This window comes from Halopiger xanaduensis SH-6 (assembly GCF_000217715.1).
Classification (GTDB): Archaea; Halobacteriota; Halobacteria; order Halobacteriales; family Natrialbaceae; genus Halopiger; species Halopiger xanaduensis.
Window position 1 is genome coordinate 374,947 of the sequence record NC_015658.1, and the last position, 26,137, is coordinate 401,083.

Consider the following 26,137-nt stretch of genomic DNA (forward strand, 5'->3'; position numbering starts at 1 on the left):
GGTGCTGCGTGTCCTCGGCGATCCCGGGAATCCTAATCATTGGGAAACCTGGGAATCCCTCGAATTCAATGGAGAGTCACTCGAGACAAACGAGACAGTTGGAACGAGATACCATACACCAAACAGAGGCACACACCGCGTTTCCGGTGAAAGCCGCTGAAAGGGTCACGGGGTGGATTGATTTCCGTCTGTTAGTTCACATTATCTTCACGGATCTACTCCTGCCATACCATACTATTTATTATCATGTAATGAGTAAAGTCCATTGAATGGATCGCATTCAAATAGATAAGCGACGAAGTCGCAACATATGAACTCCTGAAATCGGGCTCTATTGTTGGGTTACGCTACTCCTCGCATTCGCACTGTCAGCTGTCGTAGCATCTTTCCAGTGAATTCGAACCCCCGTTTCTTTTGGACACCATCCCCGCTTCCGATGTGTTTCACCGGAAACGTGGTGTGTGTGTCTCGGCGAAACGTTGAAGAGATTTCACCGGAAACACGGTGTCCAAGTAAATGTCCGACTCCGACGATCTGTTCGTTCGCACGGATCCGATCTTCGTCAACAAGGAACTCCTCGAGATCAGTCACGTCCCTGACGAAGGTCGTATCGTCGGGCGCGACGACGAAATCAGCCAGTTAGCGAGTGCGGTCAACCCTGCTATCTTCGGTCAAAGTCCGAGCAACGTCCTCATCTACGGCAAAACGGGTACTGGAAAGTCGTTGTGTGCTAAGTACGTCTCGAGCCGACTCGTCGATACCGCCGAGGAGGAAGGCACCGATGCGACGTACGTCTACGTCGACTGCGCGCAAGATAGCACCGAAACCCAGACGGTCCAGACGATCGCCAGCTCGGTCAATACGGACGAGACGGATATCTACATTCCCGATAAAGGGATCAGCACGGCGACGTACTACAAACGCCTCTGGCGAATTCTCGACGAAAAGTACGACGTCGTGTTGATCATTCTCGACGAGATCGACAAACTCGAGGACGATGCGATTCTCATGCAGTTGTCTCGAGCTGGCGAGGCCGGAAAACTCACTAACTGTAAGGTCGGCGTCGTCGGTATCAGTAACAAGATCCAGTACAAAGATCGGATGGACGAACGAGTGAAATCGAGTCTGTGCGAGCGCGAATTCGTCTTCCCGCCGTACAACGCAACGCAACTCAACGATATTATGGCGGCTCGAAGCGACGCGTTCCGCTCGGGCGTCCTCGAGGAGGGGGTTATTCCTCGCGCTGCGGCACTCGCCGCTCGCGAGCACGGCGACGCGCGGAAGGCGATTGACATTCTTCGATACGCCGGCGAAATCGCGCAATCGACCGGCGCTGACACGGTCCGCGAGGACTTCGTGGTGCAAGCCCGAGAGCGAGCCGAGGTCGATCGGTTCAGGGAACTCATTCGCGGGTCGACGCCGCACTCGAAGTACGTCCTGCAAGCGTTGACTGTCCTCTCGCTCGAGCAGAAGTCGGACGATTTGGACACTCCTGAACAAGGATTCCGTACGACACGAATTTACGAGGTATACGAACAGATCTGTCGACAGGAAGGGGTCGATACACTCTCACTGCGTCGCGTTCGCGATCTCCTCAAGGAGCACGCGTTCCTCGATGTGATCGAACAGTCGCGTCACAGTGGAGGGAGTGCCGAAGGAAGCTACACCGAGCATATGCTCCTGGAGGATCCCGAGGTTGTCAAAAACGTCCTCGCCGACTCCATCGAGTAATGCTATTTCACCGGAAATTCGGTGTGATTCACTGGAAACCCGGTGTGTGGGTTCGCAGGAAGTCTCAATTTCTCGAACTCACACCAGGTTTCCGGTGAACCGGTGTCAGTTTCAGAATGTGTTGAAATAGACAAACTATATGTATCTGTATGCTATTTCACCGGAAACCCGGTGTATGGTGTGCCCATTCTCTGTATTCAATACGCAGAGTGGACACCGCATTTCCGGTGAAACTCCATATTCATATTATTCTTGATGAATATTGGTCCAGTCAATCGACTGTAGACTGAGCGTTCCGGAGAAAACGACAGAGACGTCTGGTCCCCCAATTTGGATATCGGTTGAATTAGTCGAATGACGTCTCTACCTCTGTATTACACCGGAAATTCGGTGTGGCCGATTACTCGACAGTACGACACTTGGCAACTCTTCCTCTAGGGGAACTTGATTGTTTTGGGGTCGTGGTCACCCAATCACTCGACGGAAACCAGTTCCGGACGTTCGACGATACTGTCGATACACACATTTGTAGCATCATCGGCCTCCTGAATCTCGAGACGATCTTCACCGTCACACCGGATTTCCGGTGAAATGGTGCCTGTACGATACTCCTCGGTCGTCGCTATCTCGGGTCTAACGACCGAGACAAAGGCTGAGCGCCCCAGTTGCCATTGCGCAGATTCTGTAGTGTACGAACTCTCTTCTTTCGGCGAGGTGGAGGTTACTCGATGTTCTTCCGCAGTGAAGTCAACGTGTGAATCTCTGAGATGCCTGGGTCATCAAGCTGCTCGTTGATCTTCTGAATATTTTGTTCGCTGTGGCCGCTTGGCAAGTCAGCAACTTTCTCAGTTAGTTTCTCAAGGAGTGTTACGGCTTTGTCGTAGTTTTTCACCACCCAGATCGCGTCTCCGTAGCCTTCCTTGAGGGCTTCGTAGTCGTCGATGACGTGCTGTTTCTTCTCCGGGCTGATCTCGACTTCGATAAGCTGGCGTCTATCGCTGGGGGATTCTTTCGTGGGTTCTGCGAAGACGTCGGTTTTGTTCTCTCCATCGTTGATGTCGCCGTAGAGTTCGATGTTGTAGTCTTGCTGTCGGTAGCAGGCGGCTGAGAGTCGGACCCCGAGATGATGTAGGGGACTTTCTTCGCCTAACTCTCCCCCTTCATCCGGTGAGAGCGTTTTGCCGTCAACGATGGGATCTGCTTCTTTCGTCGGGAGGTAGTAGACCTTGTTTTGACCTATTTTGACTTTCTTGAGGAATCCTACCCTATCAGACGGAACCAGTTAGTCCGTAAGCGCAGCGTAGGTGTCGAGATACCCTGAGCCGTAATACTTGTTCTCGTATTCGTCTGGGCGATCCGCAGTCCGTTTCAATGTATTGCGGATTTGATTTCCATTATATTCCGGATGTACGCTGTTCACGAGCGCAATAGCACCCGCAACCTGCGGTGCAGCCATCGACGTCCCAGCTAACCATCCGTATCCGTACTCGGTATCGAGATACTCACCCGTCTCCTCATCGAAGACGGGTATTGCGGTGGCATTCAGTACGTTGTCGTACTGGTTCTCACCGCCGTTTCCGCCGGGAGCGGCAAGATCGATCGCACCGACCCCATGGGTCGTGTAGGTCGACGGCGAATACGCGGGTTCGTCGACGTCACCGGAGTCGGGATCAAAGCCGACTGGTCCCGTTGCACTCGTTGTGATACCACCGGCTGTTTGGGATGAGTCAGTTTCGTCTTGGTTGAACTGGAGACTCTCGCCCCAATTGCCCGACGCGTGAGTATGAATTGTCCCGTTCCGACGTGCATAGTTACCGACTCGCTGGTGGACTTTGCCCCAGAATTTCCCCCAGCCATCCATCCGCATTCGCCATGTCCAGCCAAGGCTCAGATTGGCCGCATCACAGCCAATCTCAGTAGCGTATACAAGTGCAGCCATCACGGAGCCATAGTAGGCCTCGCTCCAGTATGCTGGTGGGAGGTCCTGATCGTGTTGTTCAGTACTCGCTGGGGAAGCGCCGAAGACGCGCAGGTCGACAAGTTCCGACTCAGGAGCGGATCCGATAACCTTCCCAGTCTCGTTGCTGGCAGCGACGATTCCTGCAACGTGGGTCCCGTGGGTTCCAGAATATGGCTTCCCAACACCGTAATCGTCATCCGCGAAGCTCCGGGACAACTCGAGATTCACTTGCCCTTCGAGGGCGGGGTGGTCTGCGGCGATTCCGGAATCGATAATCGCAACGCGACTCCCGTCTCCTCGAGTAATTTTGTGCGCTTCTGAGATCCGTTGATCCTGTTTGTCCCACTGATATTCGACCAAGTCATCGTCCTCCGCTGCGGTCTCAGCATCGGATTGACGTACGGGTCCGTACGGTTCTGGTCCAAGGCGGATATCTGGCGCAAACGTCGCTCCAGAGTCGTTGAGCTGTGATTCCGTAGCCCGGACGACGAGGAGATCGACGGGATCCAATGAGTGGACGACCTCGACATCATCCTCATTTCGCAGGCTCTTGCGGTCAACGATGAATCGCTGTAGAGGGCCCTCGGCTGCACTCACGGCTGTCGAACCGAGTACAAGCCCTCCGATCGATACACCAGTTCGCCGTAGCAGTGTTCGCCGTTGCAGACGTGCCATAGTTGGATAGCTAGTAGGGGTAATCAGCGGTCTCAGCGGTCGTCGTGTGGATTTTCAATTCCTTCGCTGAGCGGGATATCGAAGTACGACATCTCATCAACGTCGTGAATCGATCCGTCTGCGATCCGTTCGAACGAGGCCATGATTCCTTCGACGGTCACCTTCACCATCGTGCCGCGGGCCTTATGACCGCGGTCGTCGCTCTGGTGTGAGACTTCGTAGAGCGCCCCTGCTGCGTCAGTCTGCGGGCAAAGCGCGTCGAGGTACGATCCCCAGAGTGGGCCGTAGCCGTACCGCGTGATCGTATTAAATCGACCGTGGCCGAACTGCTCCATCTGGTCGGCGACTAACCCGCTGAGCTGCAGGGAGCGAGTCTGTGCGTCGACCGAGAGGAACGGATTCCCCTGCCCGACATACGAGCGATAGTCAACGCCGTCGAGCCCGACGTACGACGGTCCGAACGGCGCCATCACGCTCATGATCGACTGCCATTCAGGACCGCCCTGATCGCCGGATTCCGGATCGATCGTCGGCCCCTGGTGATGGTGGGTGATCGCCCAGTCGGGGTCTGCCTCGAGGAATGACTCGGTCACCGCCTGCGTTTCCGGATTGAGGTTCAGTCCCACGCTCCAGAGTGCCTCATATGGATCCCCGTCTTTGAGTTCGAGCGGCACCTCGTCGACGGGCATATTCAGCGTGGCGAGGTTCTCGGCTTCGTCTTCGACAGTCCACCAATCCTCGTCTTCATCGCCAGGGGTGAACTCAGGGTCGATACTGAATCCGCGGTTGAGGTCGTACCCGGGGGTCTCGAGGTCGTAGGCGTAGGAGTTCGTGTTGATATACTGTGAGTCACCATCTTCCCACTCGGTCGTATTATATCGGCGCTGGCGGAGTTCGCCGTCCGTTCCGAGTCCGTCGTCGCCGACGAAGTTTGCGCCGTCAGGATTCACCCGCGGGATGATCGTGATCGTCAGTTCGTCCAGAATCGCATCGATGGTCGGTCCGGAGCCGTTTGCGAGTGTCTGCAGGATTTTCACCATCGCCTCCGCTCCGGTCGGCTCGTCGCCGTGAATCTGGTTGATGATATGAACGTTCTCGTCACCGTCCCCGACGGTTACCTCCCAGATCGGATCGCCGCGGCCGGCGGATTCGCCGATTTGCTCGAGCGTGATGCGGTCGCTGCGCTTGTCGATGCGTTGGAGCCGCTTTCCGAGCTCCTCGTTGTTGAGATAACCGCTATAATTGACGGCTTGCTCGTTCGGCGCCCACGGGCCGCCGGGCCGGTACCGGTCATCATCTTGCGCGCTCACCGTATTTGTTAGTCCAAGTCCGCTCACCACAAGCCCGGTTTCGAGGAACCGTCGTCGGTTGAGCTTCATAGCCACCCGCTTAGTTCATACATGGAGAAATAAACGTTAGCGTTATGCACAGTGTTGCATGAATTCAATTCAGTTACAGCTATATTTACTTCTCTTAGAATATTTATAACTCTGAAATTACCGCTTGTGGGCCGTCTAGTCAGGTACCCACCCCCAAAGGGTGGGTTTCCGCGCTGTACCTGTATGAGACTAACCACCAGGTGAACTATACTCTCCCTCGTCGCTGTTCAGTAAATCCAAGAGATACTGTGAACAGCACCACGACGACTGGTATGTGCTGTCGGCAAAGCACCACCTGCTCGAGCCAGACGGGTCACCGATCGAACCGTACGACGAGATGCTCACGGGAGCTCGAATCCGCGAGAACCGAGCGTGGGCAACCGCTACGAGGAACTGCTGCCACTTCCCGATGAGACTGCAGTTTCTGTACAGCTCCCAGTCGAGGATCTAATGATTGGTGAGCAACTTGGATGGTACAACGAGCGGACATAAACGAGACTGAACTCTACGACGCTGATTGGTTTGGCCTCGAGTGGTCGCCATGGCTGTCGCTCGCTCGAGCAGACGGCGATCTGGGAACGATCTCGAGTGCGCCCGGTCTCTATCGAATTCGGCATCGGCGGCGTGAGGGAGTGCTTGCCATCCATTGTCCGCTTTGATGTCCGAGAGCTTGCGCGTTGTACTGCTGAGCGTCCAAGCAGACCATATTCCGTATCAGAAATGGTCCCACTACATCGGTGGTGGGCGGGGTATAGAGGGCTGTAGTACCTACTAGTAGTGATGTCCGAATCAGAAGTGACCCGCTGGGAGTACGAAACGCTTCGCCCACCGCGCGATGAGACCCAAAAAGAAGCAGAGGATCCGAAAGCAGAGTTGAATCAACTCGGTGCAGAGGGCTGGGAGTTTGTGGAGACAATCGACTACGAGGGAGGTGGCACCAAGTACCTCGTTTTCAAGCGACCTGCCCAATCGGGTGAGCCAGTATGACTGACGAGACCGACATCAGTACGGCCAACACGATGCGTGAGCGCTCAGGCGAAAGTCGGATTAAACTCTGGTTGCTGCTGCGTGCGAACCGTTTTCTCGTCTCCAGCATTCTGACCAGTGCCGTGTTCGTCGCATTCGTCATCGGCGTCGCTGTCCTCGATCCACCGTTTTCACAGCAAATCGAGTCTGGCGACATGATCGACACGATGTTCTCGACGATGATCACGGTCATCGTGACTGGGACGACACTCGTCGTCACGATCGGTCAGCTCGTCCTCTCCCAAGAGAACGGCCCGCTCGGCGATCAACGCGAGCGTATGTCCAGTTCGATGGATGTCCGGGACTTTACTGAAGAGTTAATCGGATCTCCGAGTCCTGCCGATCCGTCCGAATTCCTCCGGCAGATCATCGGAATCACGGCACAACGGACGACGGCTCTTCGAGAGTCTATTGACAAGAATGATAACGAGAACCTCCGAGAAGAGGTCGATGAATTCGCTGAAAGCGTCACTGGAAACGCTGATACGGTGCATGACCAACTTGAGGATGCACAGTTTGGCTCGTTCGATGTGTTACTCGCTGCACTAAACTTCAACTATAGCTGGAAAATATTCCAAGTTGAACGTCTCGCGGACGAATACGAAGAGAGCCTCAATGAGGAAGAACGCGGCTTGCTTGCCGACCTCAAAACAGCGCTGTCTCTGTTTGGTCCGGCGCGCGAACACATCAAAACGCTGTACTTCCAGTGGGCACTCATCGACTTGTCTCAGATGATTCTCTATGCTGCAGTCCCGGCATTGACCGTTGCGGGTATCATGGTCGGAATCGTCAATGCAGGAACGTTCCCAGGAAGCACACTCGGTCTCGATCACATCATCCTCGTCGTGGGCGGTGCGTTTGCGGTGACGCTCGTTCCATTCATGCTGTTCGTCTCGTACGTCCTTCGCATCGTCACCATAGCGAAACGGACACTTGCCATCGAGCCGCTAATCCTTCGCGAATCACAACGCTAAGATCCGACGCAGAACTCAAACCTCAGACACGGTTTGATGTGGACGCTTCATGGGGTACTGAGATTAGTCACTCTCAGAACGGGCATCGATTGCTCGCGTCCCCAGAGCAACGACGCTTACATCGCAGTATTCTCGGTTCAGTGCGGACGCAACATTGCTGGTATCGCTGCAGTTCGTCGTCTAATCGTCGCTGGCGGCCGACCCCACGAGTACAGCGATCTGCCTGAGAATAATTTTATTTTCATCATATTATTGGCCTGGTCGTATGTCGAATACAGACAATAATATTTTGGGTCGGCGAACAGTGTCCATCAGCAGGCGAACCCTCCTCTCGACAGTCTCTGGCGTCGCCCTCGGTGCGGCGCTCCCGGTCGGGACCGCGACGGCAGACGACAGTGACGACGTGACAGTTGGTCCGCTCATGCCGCGGCCCGCGACGGCGGGCGACGGTGACGTGCGTTCGCTGAACGGAACCTGGGACTTCACGCTTGCGTCCTCAATCGACGACCAGAGCAACGAGTGGCGCGAGGAGGTGGTCCCCGGGCAGTGGGGGTACGACGACGGAGGGCCAGATGAGTGGTATCCCCTAGAGGGGCAATTGGGATTCCGGTTGATGGCGTGAACTGAGTGGTAAAAGGGCGAGTTCGTATATCCTCCAATTGGTATTCACTTCGGATCCACGAAGTCGACTCAAACCCGGGCCAAAAGAAGTAATTTCGGAGATTGTCAGACGGCAGTCGAACTATTCAGACGAAGCAACTGAACCCGCTCAGTACTGGGTTTGGACTTTGTCGATTTTGCATTGGACACACAAATCGTCGACAAAACACGAAACGCTATCGTAGGGACAGTCATACTCCTCGACATTAACATTCTGGCGTCGTCTCTCCTGTCGCCAGACACTTTCCCAATCTTCGATCTCCATGTCGGCAGACGTGAAGACGACGTTATTATCTCGATCGACGATCTTTGCTACTGTCACAGAATACTGGTTTTCTTTGACGATTTCGATCGCTTCTTCGTACGAGGAACAGTTGATTTGCTCCGTTCCGGCGTGGTCATCCAGAAGCCGAACAGTAATCGAACCGTCGTACTCCTCCGTTGGATCCAACCCCGCGGTCATAGCGAATACACTCGAAATAGCGCCTAAAAGCTTGGGATAGACACTTTCTACAGAGAACAGAGAAAGCAATTCAAGTGTCTCGGGGTTAAGTCCGAGGCAGTTCACTCTCTAGGTCACACATATAATCAGATACGCTGTAGTGATTTAGAGAGGAGAACGACTGCAGAAGAGCTAACTCTCGACTCTACTTTATGATTAGCTCGCAAAACGCGGAATAGGTGTAATAGACCCGATAGGGACAATCGGTAGCTATTCCTCCGTTGAAATAGCGCTGCTGTGGTTGAACTCGAGTTACAGATATTCTGACGATAGCTGTAGTATACACGATGTAGTCCTGATACAAGTCGCATAATCATTCGATCACCGTTAGAACCAAAGGGGTTCCTGAAGGCGTTACAGATAGGTCAGTCTCTAATGGAAATTCCAGACGACTTACTATGCCTATTCACTGCAGAACTAGAGGAAAAGAACGGAAGCTACATCATCGAAGTGCCTGCTCGTGAGGTTTCAAAAGGTCAGTTACAACCAGATCAGACCTATTGCGCAGCGGTAGTCCAAACTGAACCAACGAAGCAAGAAGTCCAAACTCGAAACCGGGATCAGCCTGATTCAGCAGCCAAAGACTCAGAAGACCAGTCCCGGAACCACGAGCAACCGAACCAAGAACCACCCGTTGAGAAAGGGGAGCAGCGCACCGTGGAAATTGAAGATCTCGGCGATCAAGGAGACGGCATCACTCGTGTTGAACGTGGTTATGTCGTTATCGTTCCTGATACCGAGCCGAACGAACGAGTGCGAATCGAAATCACGGACGTTAGTGAGAACGTCGGCTTCGCCGAAGTCGTTGAACGCAAAGACTACTACGAGTAGCAGTCGCTCACTCGAGAACAGCGAGGAAACTAGCGGCGAAAGTGACCTCTGCTACCAATGAGGTTCGATCGCTAACTTATGGTCTCATCTGAGTAATCAACTCAGAAGAGATACGCCGACAAACGGCACTCTCGAGTACCTCAGTGTCGGAATCCAGACCTACTTATAATATGTAATAGCATACTTTTATCAACGAATTTCATGTACGCTGGTGCATGTCCACAGGACGGTTCGCCTTCGATATCGAGACGATCAATCCCCAACTCGAGGCCCACCAGAAACCTGACTTTCAGAACCCCGAGCACTTCGAACTGTTCTCGCTGTGCTGTGCGTATCAGCCCGAACCCGGCGCTAATATCGAGCACGAGGTCTTCTTTCGACAGGGGCGTGACGCTGCTTCCGAGTTAGATCTTATCGAGGAAACGCTTGAGTGGTTCGACGTTCGCGACGCCGAGTCGATCATCACCTACAATGGGGAGTACTTCGATTTCACTCAGTTCGAAGGGCGCGCTCGGGTTGCTGCTGACGATCTCGGCGATCGCCACGATGTCGTCGACCAGGTCGAATCGTTTCTCGCATCGATTGGTAGTGACGACCTGAAAGAAGATTCGTGGGACTGCTTTGGTGATTATACACGCTTCGAGGAGACATGCGAGTACTGTGGCATCGAACCGCCGCGTACGATGCTCTCGGAGTTCGATGTGGATACCAGCGACTATCCCGAACACCGGTCAACGACCGACGCCATGAAGCGGTATTTCGTCGGCAGAGACGTGCCAGTCGTCGGCGAGAAGTATCTCGACCTACTCGAGGTTGGCGCCACCGAGACAAAAACTTTCTGCGAGTTACATCGGATGCTCGAGCACTACGCCGCGACGGACGTCGTGCCATTGTTCGAGTTGGCTGACGAGCGTCCATTCGACCGGTACGTGTAGCTGACGCGCCTATCTGCTCGCCGTCCCTACCCGCGTGATGGTCACTCGTCCTGTCTCGATGGGTGCTACTACTGCGAGCCTTGCCACGAACTGCCCGTCGACGAACCCAATTCATCCCTCCATATATGACAACACAATCCGGAGGAGAGAAATAATGCGTATATTCTGTTCCTTGCTCTTCAGTATGAAATAGGGATAGTCCGCCGATTCTAATTTCCTATCACTGAGAAGACTTTCCCGAGGTACACTCGATAATCAGAATCAAAAACGACCGGTAGTCATGCGATCTGCACTGACCAACCCGTCGGTCGTGATCGGCGGTAGAAGGACGGTTCTCGGTCGATTTAGTGAACCGAGCTACGAAGATAAAAACCGGAGAACGATATCCGCTATTCGGAGACGCGCGTATTGACCTGTTCGGACACCCGTTCGCCGGGGCGACGGAGCGCACCGCTTTCGACTTCGTAAATGTACCCGTGGACGGCGACCTCATCGGGGATGAGCGGATGGTCCTCGAGATAATCGACTTGCGCTTGGCAAGCGTCGTCGATATCGTCGGTCATCGAAACCCACTCGGCGATCGAGGCGTCCCCGATATCTAAACTGGGGAGTGCGGGGTTAAGATCGACGTCGTCGAGGCTGCCGTCGGCAACGTCTTCGAGTCCGTCGACGACGGCGTCGTCCGGTGCGCTCATCATCCCGCAGTCCGTGTGGTTGATGACGATTATCTCTGTCGTGTCGAAGAAGTTCGCTGTCAGTGCGGCGCTCCGGATGACGTCGTCGGTCACCTTCCCGCCGGCGTTTCGAAATATTTGGGCGTCACCGAGGGAAATACCGAGCGCTTCTTCGACGGGAATTCGCTCGTCCATGCACGCGATGACTAGCAGTTGCTTGTCCGTGGGGATCCCTTTCCGCCGCCGGCGCGCCCAGTCGTCCCGTTGATCGACTCGCTCTTCCACGGACTCGAATACCTGTCCGGCTTCCGGTTCGGAGGGGTCAGTTGGGTCCGCCATATATGGTGTGCAATATCATATCAACCATCACGGTTGGCGTTACGGCAACCACCGCCACCATATCTCTGCGGAGAATGTCGCTCTGAGCGAACAGCGGTAGTTTCAGGCGGAGGGACTGACGAGATACTCGGCGCCCGCATCGTGGGCGAAGCCGGTGCTGAACTCGTCGCCGCGAGAGACTCGCCGGGACACCGTCGAACGTTGTGAATACGATCCGCGTCCATCCGCTCCTCCCAGAGTCGTCAACTCCCCGGCAGATGGAGCGTTTAATCCCTCACAAATCGCGTCATGCACAACAAGTGCACAACCGGGACAGAACTTTGTGGCTCGTCAGTCGAGGTGAATGCGATGCTCGTTATCCACGCGGCGTTTCCGATCGATCCGGATCGACGCGACGAAGCGCTTGAGCACGTCAAAGAGCTGGCTGAACACTCTCGTGAAGAAGACGGCGTCGTCGACTATCGAGTCACGACGGACGTCGAGGAACCGAATGTGTTCCGGTTCTTCGAACGATACGAGGACGAGGCTGCCTTTGGTGCGCACGCGGAAACCGACCACTTCGAGGCGTTCGAAGAGGCGCTCCCGGATCTGCTTTCGGGAGAACCGGAAGTCACCCGATTCGACATCGAGTCGGCGTCGCCAGTCGAACTGTGACCGCCGAGACGCGTTGCTCTCGCTTCTGATCGGATCGAATGCGGCCGTCCGAGTGGGCTTCGTTCGACCAGCAACAGTCGTTGCGATATTGCGGCCAGGAGAGCGCAGATTGACGTTGGATTTCGAATCGTAGTGTGACTCGGCTGTTAGAAAACCTCGTAAACTGCCGGTAACGATCGAAATCCCTGCTACTCGCCGAACGGATCCTCGTAGTCGTTCCGGATGAAGTACCGGACCCAGTTGCCGTAGGTGCGATCGGCGGGGTGGTCCGCGACCTGTTCGAAGCGAACCGTCCCCTCCTCGTCGATGACGTACACGCCCGAGATACCGGTGAGCCCGTGGCTGGTCTCCTCGGTGCCGCTGTACTGCTCGGCGACCTCGCCGTCGGGATCCGCCTGCAGTTGGATCTCGAGGTCGTACCGATCGCGCATTTCGGTGACGCGCGCCAGCGGATCGGTCACGACCGGCAGAACGTCGACGTTCTCGTTGAACCAGAGGTCGTAGGAGACCTCGCTGAACGTCTGGAGCTGTTCCGCACAGAAGCTACACCAGTGACCGCGGTTGATGATGACGATGGCCGGACCGTCCTCGAGTCGGTCCGAAAGCGACACCTCGTTGCCGGCGGTGCTCGGGAGCGTGAAATCGGGTGCTTGCTCGCCTTCTAATCCCATACCCAACCGAGGGCCCACAGGGGGATATGACTGTGGGAGGGAGAGCTATTGGACACAGTCGTTCCGCAGTGAACGAGCGGTCTCCCGGAGGAACAGCACCCCTGACTGAAGCGGGTCATCGCAATTTCCCGGAAAGCACCTTCGACGCGACGAGCACGGGATCCCACGTAGTGTTGAACGGCGGGGCGTACGCGAGGTCGTAGTTCTCGAGGTCGAACACGGTTGCCCCCTCCTCGAGGGCCCCGACGACCGCGTGACTGCGATGGACGGCGCCCTCGCCGTACTCGCTGACCAAGCTTGCGCCGAGCACGCGTTTGGTGTCGCGGTCGGCGGTCAGCGTGACCGTGACGGTCCCGCCGTCGGGGTAGTAGCCCGCGCGGGATTTCGCCGTGATGGTCTCGCTGATCGGATCGAAGCCCGCTTCTCGAGCCTCGTCGTGGTCGATGATCCCCGTTCGGGCGGCCTCGACGTCGAACGCTTTGACGGCCGCGGTGCCGGCGATCGCGCCCCCTTCGGTCGGGCGACCGGTGACGGTCTGTCCGACTGCGCGGCCGTGGCGGTTGGCGGTCAGCGCGAGCGGGACGTACGCCGGCTCGCCCGTCACGACGTGAGTCGCCTCGGCGCAGTCGCCCGCCGCGTAGACGTCGGGAACGTTCGTCTCGCGGTAGGCGTCGGTCTCGATCGCCCCCGTTTCGCCGAGTTCGATCCCGGCGTCTTCGGCGAGCGCCGTTCGCGGCCGAACGCCGGTTCCGAGCAGCACCATCTCGACCTCGATCCGGTCGTCGTCCGTGACGACGGCCTCGACGCGTTCGTCACCCGAAAGCGTCTCCACCTCGGTGTCGAGATGTACTGCGACGTCCTGTTCTCGGAGGTGATCGGCGACCGCTTCGCTCGTCGCCTCGCTGAACCCCTTCAGCACGCGATCGCCGCGCTGGAACAGGTTCACTTCGAATCCGTTCGCGGCCAGCGCCTCGGCCATCTCGATGCCGATGTAGCCGCCGCCGACGACGCCGACGGAGCCGGTACAGTCCTCGAGATATCGGCAGGCCGGTCCTCTGTCGGGCTGCTGGAGGGATTCACCCTTCCGTGCTCGCGCGACGTACTCGCGGAGTTCCTTCCCGTCGCTCATCGATCCCAGCGTGTAGACGCCCTCGAGATCGGTCCCGTCGATCGGCGGGACCACCGACTCGGCTCCCGTCGCGATGAGGAGCGAATCGTACGGCTGGACGGTTTCACCGCCGTCGTGTTCGGCGGTAACCGTTTTTGCGTCGGGATCGATCGCGACGACCTCGTGGCCCGTCCGCAGATCGATGTCGCGCTCTTCGCGGAACTCCTCGGGCGTGACTGAGACGAGGTGTTCGAGCGACTGGATCTCGCCCTTGACGTAGTACGGGAGGCCGCAGGCACCGTAGGACACCCACTCGCCTTTCTCGAAGACGACGACCTCGAGGTCGGAGGCGTCGCGTTTCGCCTTGCTCGCGGCGGCCATTCCCGCTGCGTCTCCGCCGACGATAACGAACGTGTCGGTCATGCGTACGCGAACATCGGCCAGTCCCTTGAACGATCGCCGACTGGTCCTCCTCGAACCGGAACGGAGTTGATGTCCTCACTGGTTCGGACACGGTGGGGCGTCGGGGAAACCGACCGTCGAAAGCCAGACCGGCATCACGAGGACGGCAAGAGCGACGGTCGTTAGCTGTGGGAGTTGGTTTGGAGTCGATATGTTCTCCACTTGAGACCGAATAACACCGGGAGTTGAGAGTCTTCTGTGGCGGTCTGTGCATATTTAAGGGCGGGGTTCGAGAGATGCGCCGTCAGGACTCGCGCCACTTGTGGCCGCACTCGACGCAGGTGAACAGCCGAACTTCGTAGGAGCCGCCCGGCTTCGGCATTATCTCGGAGTAGGCTCGGTTGCTGTCGCAGTCGTCCGCCGGACAGGACTCCTGCATCGTCTCGGTGGAGCCCTGGGTTGCGTCAGCCACGGCGGGTGTCCCGTCGTCCCGCTGTCCATCTTGGGTCGTCATCGCCGCTTCTGCTTGCGAGTCCCGCGACTCCTTGTTCTCACAGGAGCGACACACCCACGTGTCGCCCTCCGTGTGCATCATCGAACCACACTCGTCGCAGAATTGCATATAAGGTAGAAATACACGGTTGCGGATATATGTGTTAACTTTCGATCCGTCGTGGATTTCAGGTAACTGCTCATACTGATTGTACTAAGTTCGAAGAGGCAACAGGCAGCGTTTGATCTTGCCCGCCATCTATCAACTAGCCACGGGGTGTAGTAGATATGGCTCAGAATCTCGGAAGGTCGAGTTCGAGCGGCTGCACACCAACGGCGAAGGCAGGACGGGGATCGGCTTAGCGCTGTGTGCACGCATCGTCAAGCTCCACGGCGGCGAGATCTGGATCGACTCTGAACTCGGCGATGAATCGACGTTTTCGTTTACGCTGCCGGCTGCCGACACATGAACATCGCGTACTGGTAGATACCTTCCACAGAACGGCTATTGAAGCTGCTGAATATGCGCTATCTATTCAGCAAGGCCTGATCGAGCTACCGATCCACTGTCGAGAGCGACCTGCTGCATACAGACCATAGATGCAGCAAACAGGCGCCGATTCGTGCTGAAGCGACTCATTAGTAGACTAGTAAACTGAACGACGAGAATTATGTTAGTTTGAGGAATAATCTGGTCGTTCTGTAAGATAGTAAGGCTACGATATTTTCAGAGCCTTGATTACATCTAGGAGTATATTTATAATGTTTTGGTTGCACAACGGACATATAAGTATGAGTGACGGTATTCCAGACATGTTGTTAAGTTCATCGTCAGTTCAACCCAGACGGGGATTTTTAGCTACGCTAACAGCTTCCGCTAGTCTACCTATATTCTCTAGTGGAAGTGGAGCGGTGCAAAATAATCAGGGTACAAGCACGGATATACCACTACAAAATACGTCTGGGCAAACGCAGTCTGAAATCCCACCGTACCCGGACGATCCGTTTATCCAACCCGCTTATGGTATCCAATATATACTGGGATGGGAAAATCACGGCTGGGAGAGTGTCAGTTCAGAACAAATCCAGCAGACAGTACTCGGTCTCCATCCAGACGTGCTCGCCTTTGACCAGTTACTCAAATACGAGGACGGCGAAATTGAGTTCTCCTTTCCAGGCGGGAATTATCGAGCCCAATTGAATCTCGCGCAGGATTTGGAACTTCCCGCGACGTCGGGAATGAATGTTCACATCGCCTCAGACGAGGCGGAAGCGCGTTCCCGATATGGTCCCATTATCGAGGAATCAGAGTGGGCGTTTCCTGACGGCACACCGGTGGAGTCACCGCAGGATATCCTCGGCAGAACGTTCGATGGCAACCCGCATGAGACCGCGTATGAATTCGAAACGTTGGGTACACCCTCGGTATTCGCTCCGGGCGGACTAGAGCTAATGCTCCATGCTACCGTTACACAGCTTGAGAAAGGATATTCTGGGTTTTTCATCGATGGCGTTGGTGTATTCCGTCTCCACGGCCTTGACTTCTCTCGGTGGGCCCGGGCTGCGTTTCGGACCCACCTCCAATCACTTTCCGAGGCTCGATTGTCCACGCTATCGATTAACGACCCAGAATCATTCGATATCCGAGAATACCTGAAGGCTAATGATCTAACGCCGGATGACGATATCGACCCGCGAGAAGACCCTGTTTTCCGGGAGTATCTTCTCCATCAACACCAAGGTATCGATAATTGGTTTGATGACTATCGAAAACACATAAATGAACAGTTTCCTGAGCGAACTGAAAATGGAGATCTCGTATTATATGCAAACCAATTCACCGGCAATCTACAGAATCCACAAGCACCGAATATCTACATCAGCGATTCAATGGACGTAATCTACACGGAACTGTTCCCGACTGGTGATCCAGCAGCCGATGTGAATTACAAAATCATGCGGTCTGTCGGGAACTTCTCGAAGCCGGTTCTTGCGAAAGGAACGTTGGCACCCGCTCAGCAACGTCTACCAGACGGTATGGATACGGATTCCTCAAATACCATGTTCCAGCGGTTTCAACTGGCAGAAGCGTATTCCACTGGGACTCGCTTACAGTTACCACTGACGAACAGGATGGGGTACTCTGAAGAGGATTCTGTGACGAACTGGGTCGGGCCTAATGGCACTGTCCCCGATGAACTATCCTCATTTATAGACTTTGTCTGGGCCCACAAACGATTTTTAACCGATATCGAACCAGCAGGAAATATTGCGCTGATTTGGTCCCTCCCTACCCACGTCTGGCGACGGGAACCGTCCTGGCAAATTTCTGATGACGGCGAGGAGGGTCTAATTAATTCGTTCACCCGGACCGCGAGAATTCTCCGGGAAGCAGGCTTTACCTACGATGTTCTTACGTTCGGCCATCCGCGCCTCTGGGATGATAGCATCCAATTAGACCGACTCAAGGAGTATGAAACGGTGGTCCTCGCTGGCGTCGAATGTGTGTCCGATAGGCAAGTTTCGGCACTACAGACTTATCTTGATAATGGTGGCACGGTTCTCTGTACAGGCCCTGTTCCTGATCGAGATGCAATGTACGAACCTCGTAGCGACGTTGCAGCAATCTTCGATAGCGATAATGCGACAGTATTAGACGGGGTTACCGGCACCCAACGAGAGTCACAAGATGAATCTCTACTCAGTGTGTTAGCGGACAGTGGTGTTGACCCCACCCGCCAGATGGATGATTCGAATATTGCGATTCATTCACATAGTCAGTCCGACCCAGATAGATACGTGATTCCCCTAGTGAACTACGACTACGATCCGGAAACCGATTCATTCTCAACGAAGTCTGATATCCGTGTACGCCTCCCAAAAATGGATAGCATGGAATTCGCCGTTCGGTATTATTCACCAGTAAAAATCACTGATTTGGGAGTTTCTGAACGAGACGGTTCCCCTTATGTGACCGTACCAGAACTAGTCGAATGGGGGTTTATTGTGGTGGCCAAGACTCGCGAGGATTTAGAGCCGACCACCTCAGAACAGTCCGCTCTTGATGCGGTTGAAAATGCACGCGAATCACTCGAAAAAGCAAAAGAGCAGGGGCAATCCACCGATGTGGCACTCGTAACTGCAAAGTCAAAATTGCAAGCCGCAGAAATAGCCATGTCATTTGACTCTTATGAACAGGCCAAAGCGGCTGCGGCCGAAGCTATCGATGCTGTGGTTAGTGACGGAACTGATGAAGAAGGTGTATCTGACGATCAAAATACTACTGACAGCAGTGGAACAGACACACAAGATGTTACTGCAGATGATACTTCTGGGTTCGGAATTGCAAGTACAGCCACAGCACTCGGAAGCGTAGCATACCTATTGAAAAGTCGACTAACTGACGCTGAGACAGATTCTTCGTAACTCTTGGCGGTCCCCGACGCAATTTACGGCTCTGTGTAACTAGATTTTCTAGATCTTGTACGATGTTCTTGACAGGTAATGTGTAATACAGTAAGGTGCTCAGTACGTGAGTTCCCTGTACTGAACGATCCATGAGTCCCCTATACTGAGCGTTCCGGTGCTTCTCGGTAGATGGATAGACTGTACTGAATTCGTGCGCTGTATTCAGCACGGCTGCTGAAACCTATCTCTGCGTGAGGGTTTCAACAAGGCCAGATATCAAGAATACAGAAATACGTTTTATATAACGGAATCAGCCACTGCTGGGAGAGTGAACGAGAAGGTCGATCCCTCACCAGGTTCGGACTCAACCCATATCTCTCCACCGTGACGTTCAACAATCCGTTCGCAGACTGCAAGGCCAATGCCTGTTCCCGCATACTCACCATCGGCGTGCAGCCCCTCGAAGACCTCGAATATCTGTTCCTGATCCTCGGGATCGATTCCGATTCCGTGGTCAGCGACAGATACTACCCACTCTTCGCCATTCCGTTCGGCAGAAACGTGTACTCGCGGCGGCTCTTCACCACTGTATTTGATCGCGTTCGACAACAGATTCTGGACCAGTTGGCGCAGCTGGTTTTCATCCCCTTTCACACGGGGAAGCCGGTCTGCGGTTATTTCTGCCCCGCTCTCTTCGATTGTTACTTGTAAGTCCTCACAGACATCGTCGAACACGCTATCGAGATCGACCGGTCTAAACTCGCTGCCCATCGTTTCGATTCGGGAATACTGGAGTAGTCCATCGATCATTGAACGCATACGCTCGGCACCGTCCAGAGCATACTCGAAGAGTTCCTTCCCCTCCTCGTCGAGTTTCTCCCCGTATCGGCGTTCGATGAGTTGGAGGTAAGACGAAACCATCCGCAGTGGCTCTTGCAGATCATGTGAGGCAGCATAAGCGAATTGCTCCAAGCGCTTATTCGATTCCTCGAGGTCGGCAACTAACTGTTCAAGTTTCTCCTCGTACTGCTTGCGCTCAGTGATGTCCTGAGTCATCGCCAAGATGGCGTACACATCACCGTCGTCATCGGTCAACGGGTGCGTCCGAAACTCGAACACGCGTCCTTGCACCGTCAACTCGAACGACGTCGGCTCGCCAGCGAGCGTCTCACGATAGTTCGACTCGATCATTTCTAGAATCTCGCCCGAATACACGTCTTGAATCTGTTCACCCTGGAGATCTTCAGCGCCAAAATCGAGCGGTTCGAAGCCCTGCCCGCCGACGATTGTATAACGTAACTCGTCATCCAAGAGCGCGACCGCGCCGTTCGGGAAGTTCTCCGCGAGCGTCCGGTATCGTTGCTCGGATTCTTGGAGTTGGTCGACAGTTTCTTCAAGCTCTGCCTGTGTTTCCTGTAGCTCTTGGTTCCGCTGTTTAAGCGTATATGTCCGTGTTTTGGCCCGTGCGTCGTGTCTCCCTGCGCCGGTACCGGCGACGGCGGCGAGCGCCGGCAGGATGAGGAAGTTGTGAGCCGGATCGTTCAAATCGGCAACGAGTGCGATGAAGACGAGGATGCCGACCATCACCGCGACTGCGCGGAAACACCAAACGGCGACGGTATCGAAGAATTCGGGCCGGATATCGGTCTGCGGTAGGCGATAGCCCCAATAGAAGAGCATGATACCAGCCCCACCAACCAGAATAGTAACGATCAGTTCCTCCGCAAGCGGTGTCGGTCTCGAGAGACTTACCAACGGCCATACAAAACTCAGGACAATATACATGCTCCCGAGACCTAAGATAGCACGCCGCCCAACAATAGTTGAAAGAATACCGATCACGGGCTTCATCGCTTGCGGAAAATGGCTCCACTCAGTTATGGCTGCTGGATCACATCCTCAATAGATCCGCTCACAGAGTGACAAATACCAGATAAGATCTTTTACTGGCCGCAACGTTCACTCAGTGCTCAGCATCAACGTCAACCACACAACTATCTCATCCAATATAGCCGGCCGTTCAAACGGAGGAGGTGAAGAAACATCAGTCTCCCTCTCTTTCACGCAACTAGTCCACTTCCTGTTCTGTTGACGGAACTCTTTTTGACACTCCGTTATTGAAACCCAGTATGGCTTCTGACCGGGTGACGGACTCCGAGACTCTCAGTGCAGTCGCCAGCACAGGGTCAGTCCATGAACCCGTCACGACGAGCGAAATCGCCGACATACTCGGATGTTCTCGGCGCACTGTCTACAACAATCTCGAGGAACTTCACGACCGCGGTGCGGTTCACACGAAGAAAGTTGGTGCCCAGGCGCGTGTCTGGTGGCGTCCTGCTAACACCTCGAACGAGCATCCCATATCCGTCAGCGGTGAGGAGAAGTACCGAACGTTGTTCGAATCCATCAATCAGGGGTTTTGTATCATCGAGATGCTGTTCGATGATACGGGCGATCCCGTTGATTTTCGCTTTCTGGAGACAAATCCGGCGTTCGAGGAACTGACCGGATTGAGAGACGCAGAGGGCGAACGGATGCACGATTTGGAGCCTGAGCACGAGCAATATTGGTTCGACCGCTACGGTGAAGTCGTCCAGACAGGTGTGCCAGTAGAATTCGAAGCAGAGGCAGAAGCATTAGACCGCTGGTACGACGTGTACGCATTTCCGTTTGGAGACCACGAGAGCCAGCAAGTCGCGGTCCTTTTCGACGATATAACTGAGCGCAAGCAGGCCGAGGCGAAACTTCAGACGAGCAAAGAACGATTCCGTGCACTGGTCACTGCCAGCTCGGACGTGGTGTATCGCATGAGCCCCGATTGGAGCGAGATGCAAGAACTCGAGGGTAAAGAGTTCCTCGCTGATACGGACGAACCGATCAGCGACTGGCTCGATAAATACATTCATCCGGACGAACAGCCGCGAGTCACCGAGGCCATCGACGAAGCAATCCGGACGAAAAGTACGTTCGAGTTGGAACACCGGGTGGAACGGGACGACGGGAGCACGGGCTGGACGTTCTCGCGTGCGGTCCCGATGCTGGACGAGGACGGTGAGATCGAGGAATGGATCGGCATGGCGAGCGATATTACCGAACGGAAACAGCACGAGCGGGAACTCGAACGGTCCGAGCAACGCTACCGGACTATCGCCGAGCACGTTCCGAACGGGCTCGTCACGCTGTTCGATCACGACCTTGAGTACACGCTGGCTGCGGGTCGGGGCTTCAACCGGATTCCCGTCGAGCCCGATGACCTTGAGGGGACGAAGTTCCACGAGGTCTGGCCCGACGAGATCGCCGCCGAACTCCGACCGGTGTTTCAGGCTGCCCTCGCGGGCGAAGAACACTCGGTCGAACTCGAGTACGCCGGCCACGAATGGATCCTCCACGCGGTCCCGATCACCGACGAGCGCGGCGAGGTCTTTGCCGGGATGACGATGGCCCAAGACATCACCGAGCAGAAGGAGCGCGAACGGTACCTCCGGGACGCCAAATCCCAGCTCGAAGCGGCGACGGAGGCAGGTGCGGTCGGGACGTGGGAGTGGGACGTCCGGACCGACGAGATGGTCGTCGGCCCGTCGTTCGCCCGGACGTTCGGCGTCAATCCAGACGCGGCGCAGCAGGGGGTCTCGCTCGACCGGTTCATTGACGCCATCCACGAGGACGACCGCGACCGGGTGGTCACTGAGATCGAAGCGGCCGTCGAAACCTGCGGCGAATACGAGTCCGAGTACCGCGTGTGGAACGCCGACGGCGAGCTGCGCTGGGTCGTCGCCCGCGGCCGCGTTGAGTGTGACGATGACGGCGAGCCGCTGACGTTCCCCGGCGCGCTGACCGACATCACTGAGCGCAAGCGCGCCGAACTCGAGCGCCGGCGCAACGAGGAGCAACTCCAGACACTGTTCGAAACTCTCCCGGTCGGCGTCGTCGTCGCCGACGCAGACGGGTCGCTGATCAGAACCAACGACACGACCAAGGAGATTTGGGGTGGCGACATATTAGACGCCGACTCGGTAGCGGAGTACGAACAGTACTCGGTCCGATGGGCGGACTCGGGCGAGTCGGTGGCAGCCGAGGAGATGACGATGAGCCGTGTCCTCGACGGGGAAGAGGTTCGGGAGCCGGACATCTTCGAGATCGCGGTCGACGATGGCGAACGCCGAATCGTCCGCATCGAGGGAATGCCGGTTCGGAGCCCCGACGGCGACGTAACTCGGGGCGTCATCACGATTACGGACATCACCGACCGCCGCGAGTACCAGCGCAAACTCGCCGAAAGCGAACGCCGGTACCGGACGCTCATTGAGAACTTCCCAGAGGGCGCGGTTGGTCTCTTTGACGAGGACCTCGAGTACACGGCCGTCGGCGGACAACTACTCGATGAAATCGGGATTGATCCGGACGAGCGCGTCGGAAACACCATCATGGACATCCACTCGAGCGATTGGGTGGACGAAATCAAGCCGTACTTCCACGCGGCGCTTGAGGGAGAGTCGAACGAGTTCGACCTCGAACTGTACGATCGGCACCTCTACGCCCATACGTTGCCGGTCAGAAACGGCGACGATGAGATCTTCGCCGGCATGATCGTCGTTCAAAACGTCACCGAACGCCGCGAGTACCAGCGGAAACTCGAGGAGTCCAACGAGCGGTTGGAACAGTTCGCCTACGCGGCCTCCCACGATCTGCAAGAGCCGTTGCGGATGGTCACAAGCTACCTCCAGCTCATCGAGAAGCGCTACGCCGACGCTTTCGACGAGGACGGCGAGGAGTTCCTCGAGTACGCCGTGGACGGGGCCGAGCGCATGCGCGAGATGATCGACGCCTTACTCGAGTACTCGCGGATCGAGACACGGGGCGATCCGTTCGAGCCCGTCGACCTGAACGAGATTCTCGAGGATGTACGCACGGATCTCCAGGTTCAGATTGCAGAGAGCGATGCCGACATTACGGTCGAGGAACTTCCCCATCTCGAGGGCGACGCCAGCCAGCTCCGACAGTTATTCCAGAACTTGCTCGACAACGCGATCACGTATAGCGGCGACGACCCACCGTTGATCCACGTCGACGCAGATCGGCGCGGCAACGAGTGGGTGATCTCGGTCGAAGACAACGGCATCGGGATCGAGCCCGACAAGCAGGAGCGGGTGTTCACGGTCTTCGATCGGCTCCATAGTCGCGAGGAGTACGACGGGACTGGCATCGGGCTCGCGCTCTGTCAGCGTATCGTCGAGCGCCACGGTGGTGAGATCTGGGTCGACTCCGAGCCCGGCGACGGAGCGACGTTCTCGTTCACACTCCCAGCCGGAAGTGAACACGATTTATGAATGGCCTGTATTGGCCGCTCACCTTCAACAGCCGTCCCGATCACGGTCTTCTGAAAAGGGAATATGTCGACTGGGTGCGGTGAGTCATGTGTTCTGACTAGGCCCGAACAGTCCCAGTGTGACTGTCCCCTTAGCGACCACGCTGCCGGGTTTTGGCCCACTGATTCAAAATATTCTGATCGTCTGCCCCACTATTCCTGCCGCAATAAATTGATCGGCCAGATAGAGTTACAGCCCAAACCAATGTTATTTGGCCTTAACCACTTCTGGTGCGACGGTCTACTTACAGTCACACTCGCGGGAAAGATCCCTCTGGTGGATGAGCTCCAAAGTACGGCGCGTTGCCCCCGACGTCGACGATACCCCTCGCGGTATGTCAGAGGCACGCCCCGCGAGTGTATTCTCCTGCCCCGGTCTCAAAAGTCCAGTGGCAACTGGTACATTGTTGAAAACACCACTCAACTGCCGCGTCAAATTGCCTCACACAGTGTGGTGTCGTCCGTTCTTTAAGTGGTTCTAGCCACAAGGTAGAGCTATGACGGGAAGTCGGCTTCTCCCCAGTACCCGCACACTCGAGAGAGTCATTTCTACGACCCGCGGCGAGTGACTCGCCGCAAACCCGTTTCACGCTCACCGCCGTCGCTTCACGGGACGAGTGAGTCTCAGGACCTACCGTCCACCAGTACGCTGTTACTGTTTTGCCTCTACTAGGGAACGGTGGTTGTCTGTTCGAGCGATCACTTCGAAATTCTAGCCTGGTTCTGGGGCACCTTCCCAATACTCATAGCGACAGCGACAACCACTGCAGCGAAAACCAAGCCACCGACCGACTCTACCACGGAGTGGGCGTCGATCGCAATGCGACTCCAGACTAATCCCACTGGGATAAGCAGTGAAACCACGAAGCGTCGATCAACAAACACCAGAAAGCCCGTCGATACCGCGGCATAGGTTACGTGGCTCGAGACATCCCATAACGGCACCACTAGGATGTGGACGACGGACGTCCCGATTAATAACAGGCAGTACAGTGGCAGTACCTCTCCCCAGCCTCCCTGATCCCAGGCAAGCCAAATTACCACGAAGCCCACAATCAAGCCAATACTCGCAAAGAAATCTTCTCCACCCGGTACAGACGTCGAGACTATGGTCGGTCCACCTTGATACACCGCAAATGCCAAACCCCACGCCGTCAGGACTGCAGCTATCCTGCCAGCAAGACTCCTCGAGCTGAACCCGCTTCCGATTAACTCGTATCCAGCTACGGTGACGGTCACAACAAGGACGAACAGTTCTGGTGCGAATACCTCCGAAAGGGTAGCTGCGACATTCATAGCTGTGTAGAGTCATCTATCGCGAAAAACCAGTTACGGAAATAGTTACTTGAACTAATTTATTCCCATACTCAGAGCGGAAAGGACACTCAGAAGGGCAGAACGTGACTGACTCCTCCCACGACTGAAGTCGTGAGGTTCTGCTGGCCACAGACCAGCGCCCGTCACAGACGGTATCCCCACGTGGGAGTTCCTTGGTCGGATGCCAAGGTTTGGGCCAAGCCAGTACGGCCCCCGACTCGGACAGCGGCTTTGGTGGGCTTGCCCGAGACTCGGTATCAGTCACTACAGAAGATACCAACTAAGCTTATATGCTTCATCCCATGGCGAAAGCCGTGGGCTTTCGCACTGCTCCCGCTGTAATAGTAGAGTAGTGCGCTGTACTTTCTACTTGAGTAGCTTCACTAAGGAGCCTGCACACCGCCCCTCTGTGAGTAAAGCATCATCCTGAATCATCCATGCAGATCTGCGCTGCCCTCACATCACCCGAACTTCTACATGAGTTCCCGGTTTTCGAATCAGCGATGAATGCAGAAATGACGACGTTGGCATCAATGACCAGCTTCTTTCGTTGAGTCTACGCCGATTCTTCTTCGACGCGCTTGCGTCCACGTTCGTGATCTTATCGACGATTTCCTGAACGTCGCGCTTAGTGAGTTCTGTCTCGTTGACCTGACTGACCTAGTCACCACCGAGTACGACCATCATCGGCGTTGTAGAAGGGCTGGACTCAGCGTAAGATAGAATTGCAGTGTTGAATAGTTCCCTCTAAGCAGGGTAAAGATAGACACTGCTATTCCACAGAGGAGGAACTGTAATAGACATCCGATCAGTACACTACTGGTGCAGTAGTATAGCCGCTATTGTATTTTCCACGTCTTATTACACTTAACTTTGGATGTCGGGTACGAGGTTGACGGCGACTACAACGCGGCGAAAAACATCGATCTGCGCCTGTTAGCTTTACCATCAGGCAACCCCCCCCGATGGATTGGGCAGCGGTCAGCTTGCCCTGAAGTCGGGGACGTTGAACGTGAGCGATGTGTCCAACGTTC

19 protein-coding genes and 1 pseudogene are annotated in these 26,137 nt (G+C 55.5%); 11 read left to right on the plus strand and 9 right to left on the minus strand.

Annotation, left to right across the window (positions count from 1 at the left end):
* The first annotated feature begins 516 nt into the window (after window positions 1–516).
* The gene (locus HALXA_RS19325) at window positions 517–1,731 is read left to right on the plus strand and encodes a Cdc6/Cdc18 family protein (RefSeq protein ID WP_013875946.1); all 1,215 of its coding nucleotides are present in this window, start codon (window positions 517–519) and stop codon (window positions 1,729–1,731) included.
* Window positions 1,732–3,013: 1,282 nt separating this feature from the next.
* Here the strand turns inward: HALXA_RS19325 and HALXA_RS19330 are convergent.
* Both HALXA_RS19330 and HALXA_RS19335 read right to left on the minus strand, forming a co-directional pair.
* A complete protein-coding gene (locus HALXA_RS19330) occupies window positions 3,014–4,288 on the minus strand; it encodes a S8 family peptidase (RefSeq protein ID WP_245550139.1) in 1,275 nt (424 codons plus the stop codon).
* A gap of 110 nt (window positions 4,289–4,398) precedes the next feature.
* Window positions 4,399–5,676 carry a M14 family zinc carboxypeptidase gene (locus HALXA_RS19335; RefSeq protein ID WP_245550140.1) on the minus strand — a complete coding sequence of 426 codons (1,278 nt, stop codon included), beginning with the start codon at window positions 5,674–5,676 and terminating at the stop codon, window positions 4,399–4,401.
* Window positions 5,677–5,968: 292 nt separating this feature from the next.
* On the opposite strand from HALXA_RS19335, the gene HALXA_RS22555 reads away from it, so the two are divergent.
* From HALXA_RS22555 to HALXA_RS19345, 4 genes are all read left to right on the plus strand, one after another.
* Window positions 5,969–6,196 (plus strand): DUF6884 domain-containing protein, encoded by a 228-nt coding sequence (locus HALXA_RS22555; RefSeq protein WP_342633192.1) that lies wholly within the window; start codon window positions 5,969–5,971, stop codon window positions 6,194–6,196.
* A gap of 329 nt (window positions 6,197–6,525) precedes the next feature.
* Window positions 6,526–6,732: a DUF4177 domain-containing protein gene (locus HALXA_RS21280; RefSeq protein WP_012945603.1), complete on the plus strand. Its 207-nt coding sequence runs from the start codon at window positions 6,526–6,528 to the stop codon at window positions 6,730–6,732.
* Window positions 6,729–7,745, plus strand: coding sequence for a hypothetical protein (locus tag HALXA_RS19340; protein WP_013875949.1), 1,017 nt, complete (start codon window positions 6,729–6,731; stop codon window positions 7,743–7,745). The genes HALXA_RS21280 and HALXA_RS19340 overlap by 4 nt, the downstream gene beginning before the upstream one ends.
* Window positions 7,746–8,049: 304 nt before the next feature.
* Window positions 8,050–8,367: a hypothetical protein gene (locus HALXA_RS19345; protein WP_049895574.1), complete on the plus strand. Its 318-nt coding sequence runs from the start codon at window positions 8,050–8,052 to the stop codon at window positions 8,365–8,367.
* Window positions 8,368–8,514: 147 nt separating this feature from the next.
* On the opposite strand, the gene HALXA_RS19350 is transcribed toward HALXA_RS19345, so the two are convergent.
* On the minus strand, window positions 8,515–8,868 hold the full coding sequence (locus HALXA_RS19350) for a hypothetical protein (protein WP_013875951.1): 354 nt from the start codon (window positions 8,866–8,868) through the stop codon (window positions 8,515–8,517).
* Window positions 8,869–9,282: 414 nt separating this feature from the next.
* On the opposite strand from HALXA_RS19350, the gene HALXA_RS21285 reads away from it, so the two are divergent.
* Together HALXA_RS21285 and HALXA_RS19355 are read left to right on the plus strand one after the other, a co-directional pair.
* A complete protein-coding gene (locus HALXA_RS21285; RefSeq protein ID WP_013875952.1) occupies window positions 9,283–9,738 on the plus strand; it encodes a TRAM domain-containing protein in 456 nt (151 codons plus the stop codon).
* A gap of 215 nt (window positions 9,739–9,953) precedes the next feature.
* On the plus strand, window positions 9,954–10,673 hold the full coding sequence (locus tag HALXA_RS19355) for a hypothetical protein (protein ID WP_013875953.1): 720 nt from the start codon (window positions 9,954–9,956) through the stop codon (window positions 10,671–10,673).
* Between the two features lie 389 nt (window positions 10,674–11,062).
* On the opposite strand, the gene HALXA_RS19360 is transcribed toward HALXA_RS19355, so the two are convergent.
* Complete coding sequence (locus HALXA_RS19360) at window positions 11,063–11,686, minus strand: beta-class carbonic anhydrase (protein WP_013875954.1); 624 nt, start codon at window positions 11,684–11,686, stop codon at window positions 11,063–11,065.
* A gap of 348 nt (window positions 11,687–12,034) precedes the next feature.
* On the opposite strand from HALXA_RS19360, the gene HALXA_RS19365 reads away from it, so the two are divergent.
* Window positions 12,035–12,340 (plus strand): putative quinol monooxygenase, encoded by a 306-nt coding sequence (locus HALXA_RS19365; protein WP_013875955.1) that lies wholly within the window; start codon window positions 12,035–12,037, stop codon window positions 12,338–12,340.
* Window positions 12,341–12,528: 188 nt separating this feature from the next.
* Here HALXA_RS19365 and HALXA_RS19370 read toward each other — a convergent pair whose 3' ends face one another.
* The 3 genes from HALXA_RS19370 to HALXA_RS19380 all read right to left on the minus strand — a co-directional run bounded on the left by HALXA_RS19370 (window position 12,529) and on the right by HALXA_RS19380 (window position 15,143).
* Entirely contained in the window at window positions 12,529–13,011 is a 483-nt protein-coding gene (locus HALXA_RS19370) for a peroxiredoxin family protein (RefSeq protein WP_013875956.1), read from the minus strand.
* 115 nt (window positions 13,012–13,126) lie between these two features.
* The gene (locus HALXA_RS19375; protein WP_013875957.1) at window positions 13,127–14,542 is read right to left on the minus strand and encodes an FAD-dependent oxidoreductase; all 1,416 of its coding nucleotides are present in this window, start codon (window positions 14,540–14,542) and stop codon (window positions 13,127–13,129) included.
* Between the two features lie 283 nt (window positions 14,543–14,825).
* Window positions 14,826–15,143 carry an RPA12/RPB9/RPC11 RNA polymerase family protein gene (locus tag HALXA_RS19380; protein WP_013875958.1) on the minus strand — a complete coding sequence of 106 codons (318 nt, stop codon included), beginning with the start codon at window positions 15,141–15,143 and terminating at the stop codon, window positions 14,826–14,828.
* A 184-nt stretch (window positions 15,144–15,327) separates the two neighbouring features.
* Between HALXA_RS19380 and HALXA_RS22560 the strand changes: the two are divergent.
* Together HALXA_RS22560 and HALXA_RS21290 are read left to right on the plus strand one after the other, a co-directional pair.
* Window positions 15,328–15,483 (plus strand): annotated as a pseudogene (locus HALXA_RS22560) (ATP-binding protein); the annotation flags it as partial.
* Between the two features lie 322 nt (window positions 15,484–15,805).
* Entirely contained in the window at window positions 15,806–18,439 is a 2,634-nt protein-coding gene (locus HALXA_RS21290) for a hypothetical protein (protein ID WP_013875959.1), read from the plus strand.
* A gap of 279 nt (window positions 18,440–18,718) precedes the next feature.
* Here the strand turns inward: HALXA_RS21290 and HALXA_RS19395 are convergent, their stop codons facing one another.
* Window positions 18,719–20,272 carry a sensor histidine kinase gene (locus tag HALXA_RS19395; protein WP_342633191.1) on the minus strand — a complete coding sequence of 518 codons (1,554 nt, stop codon included), beginning with the start codon at window positions 20,270–20,272 and terminating at the stop codon, window positions 18,719–18,721.
* Window positions 20,273–20,550: 278 nt separating this feature from the next.
* On the opposite strand from HALXA_RS19395, the gene HALXA_RS19400 reads away from it, so the two are divergent.
* Window positions 20,551–23,748 carry a PAS domain S-box protein gene (locus HALXA_RS19400; RefSeq protein WP_013875961.1) on the plus strand — a complete coding sequence of 1,066 codons (3,198 nt, stop codon included), beginning with the start codon at window positions 20,551–20,553 and terminating at the stop codon, window positions 23,746–23,748.
* A gap of 737 nt (window positions 23,749–24,485) precedes the next feature.
* Here HALXA_RS19400 and HALXA_RS19405 read toward each other — a convergent pair.
* Entirely contained in the window at window positions 24,486–25,082 is a 597-nt protein-coding gene (locus tag HALXA_RS19405; RefSeq protein ID WP_013875962.1) for a hypothetical protein, read from the minus strand.
* Between the last annotated feature and the right edge of the window lie 1,055 nt (window positions 25,083–26,137).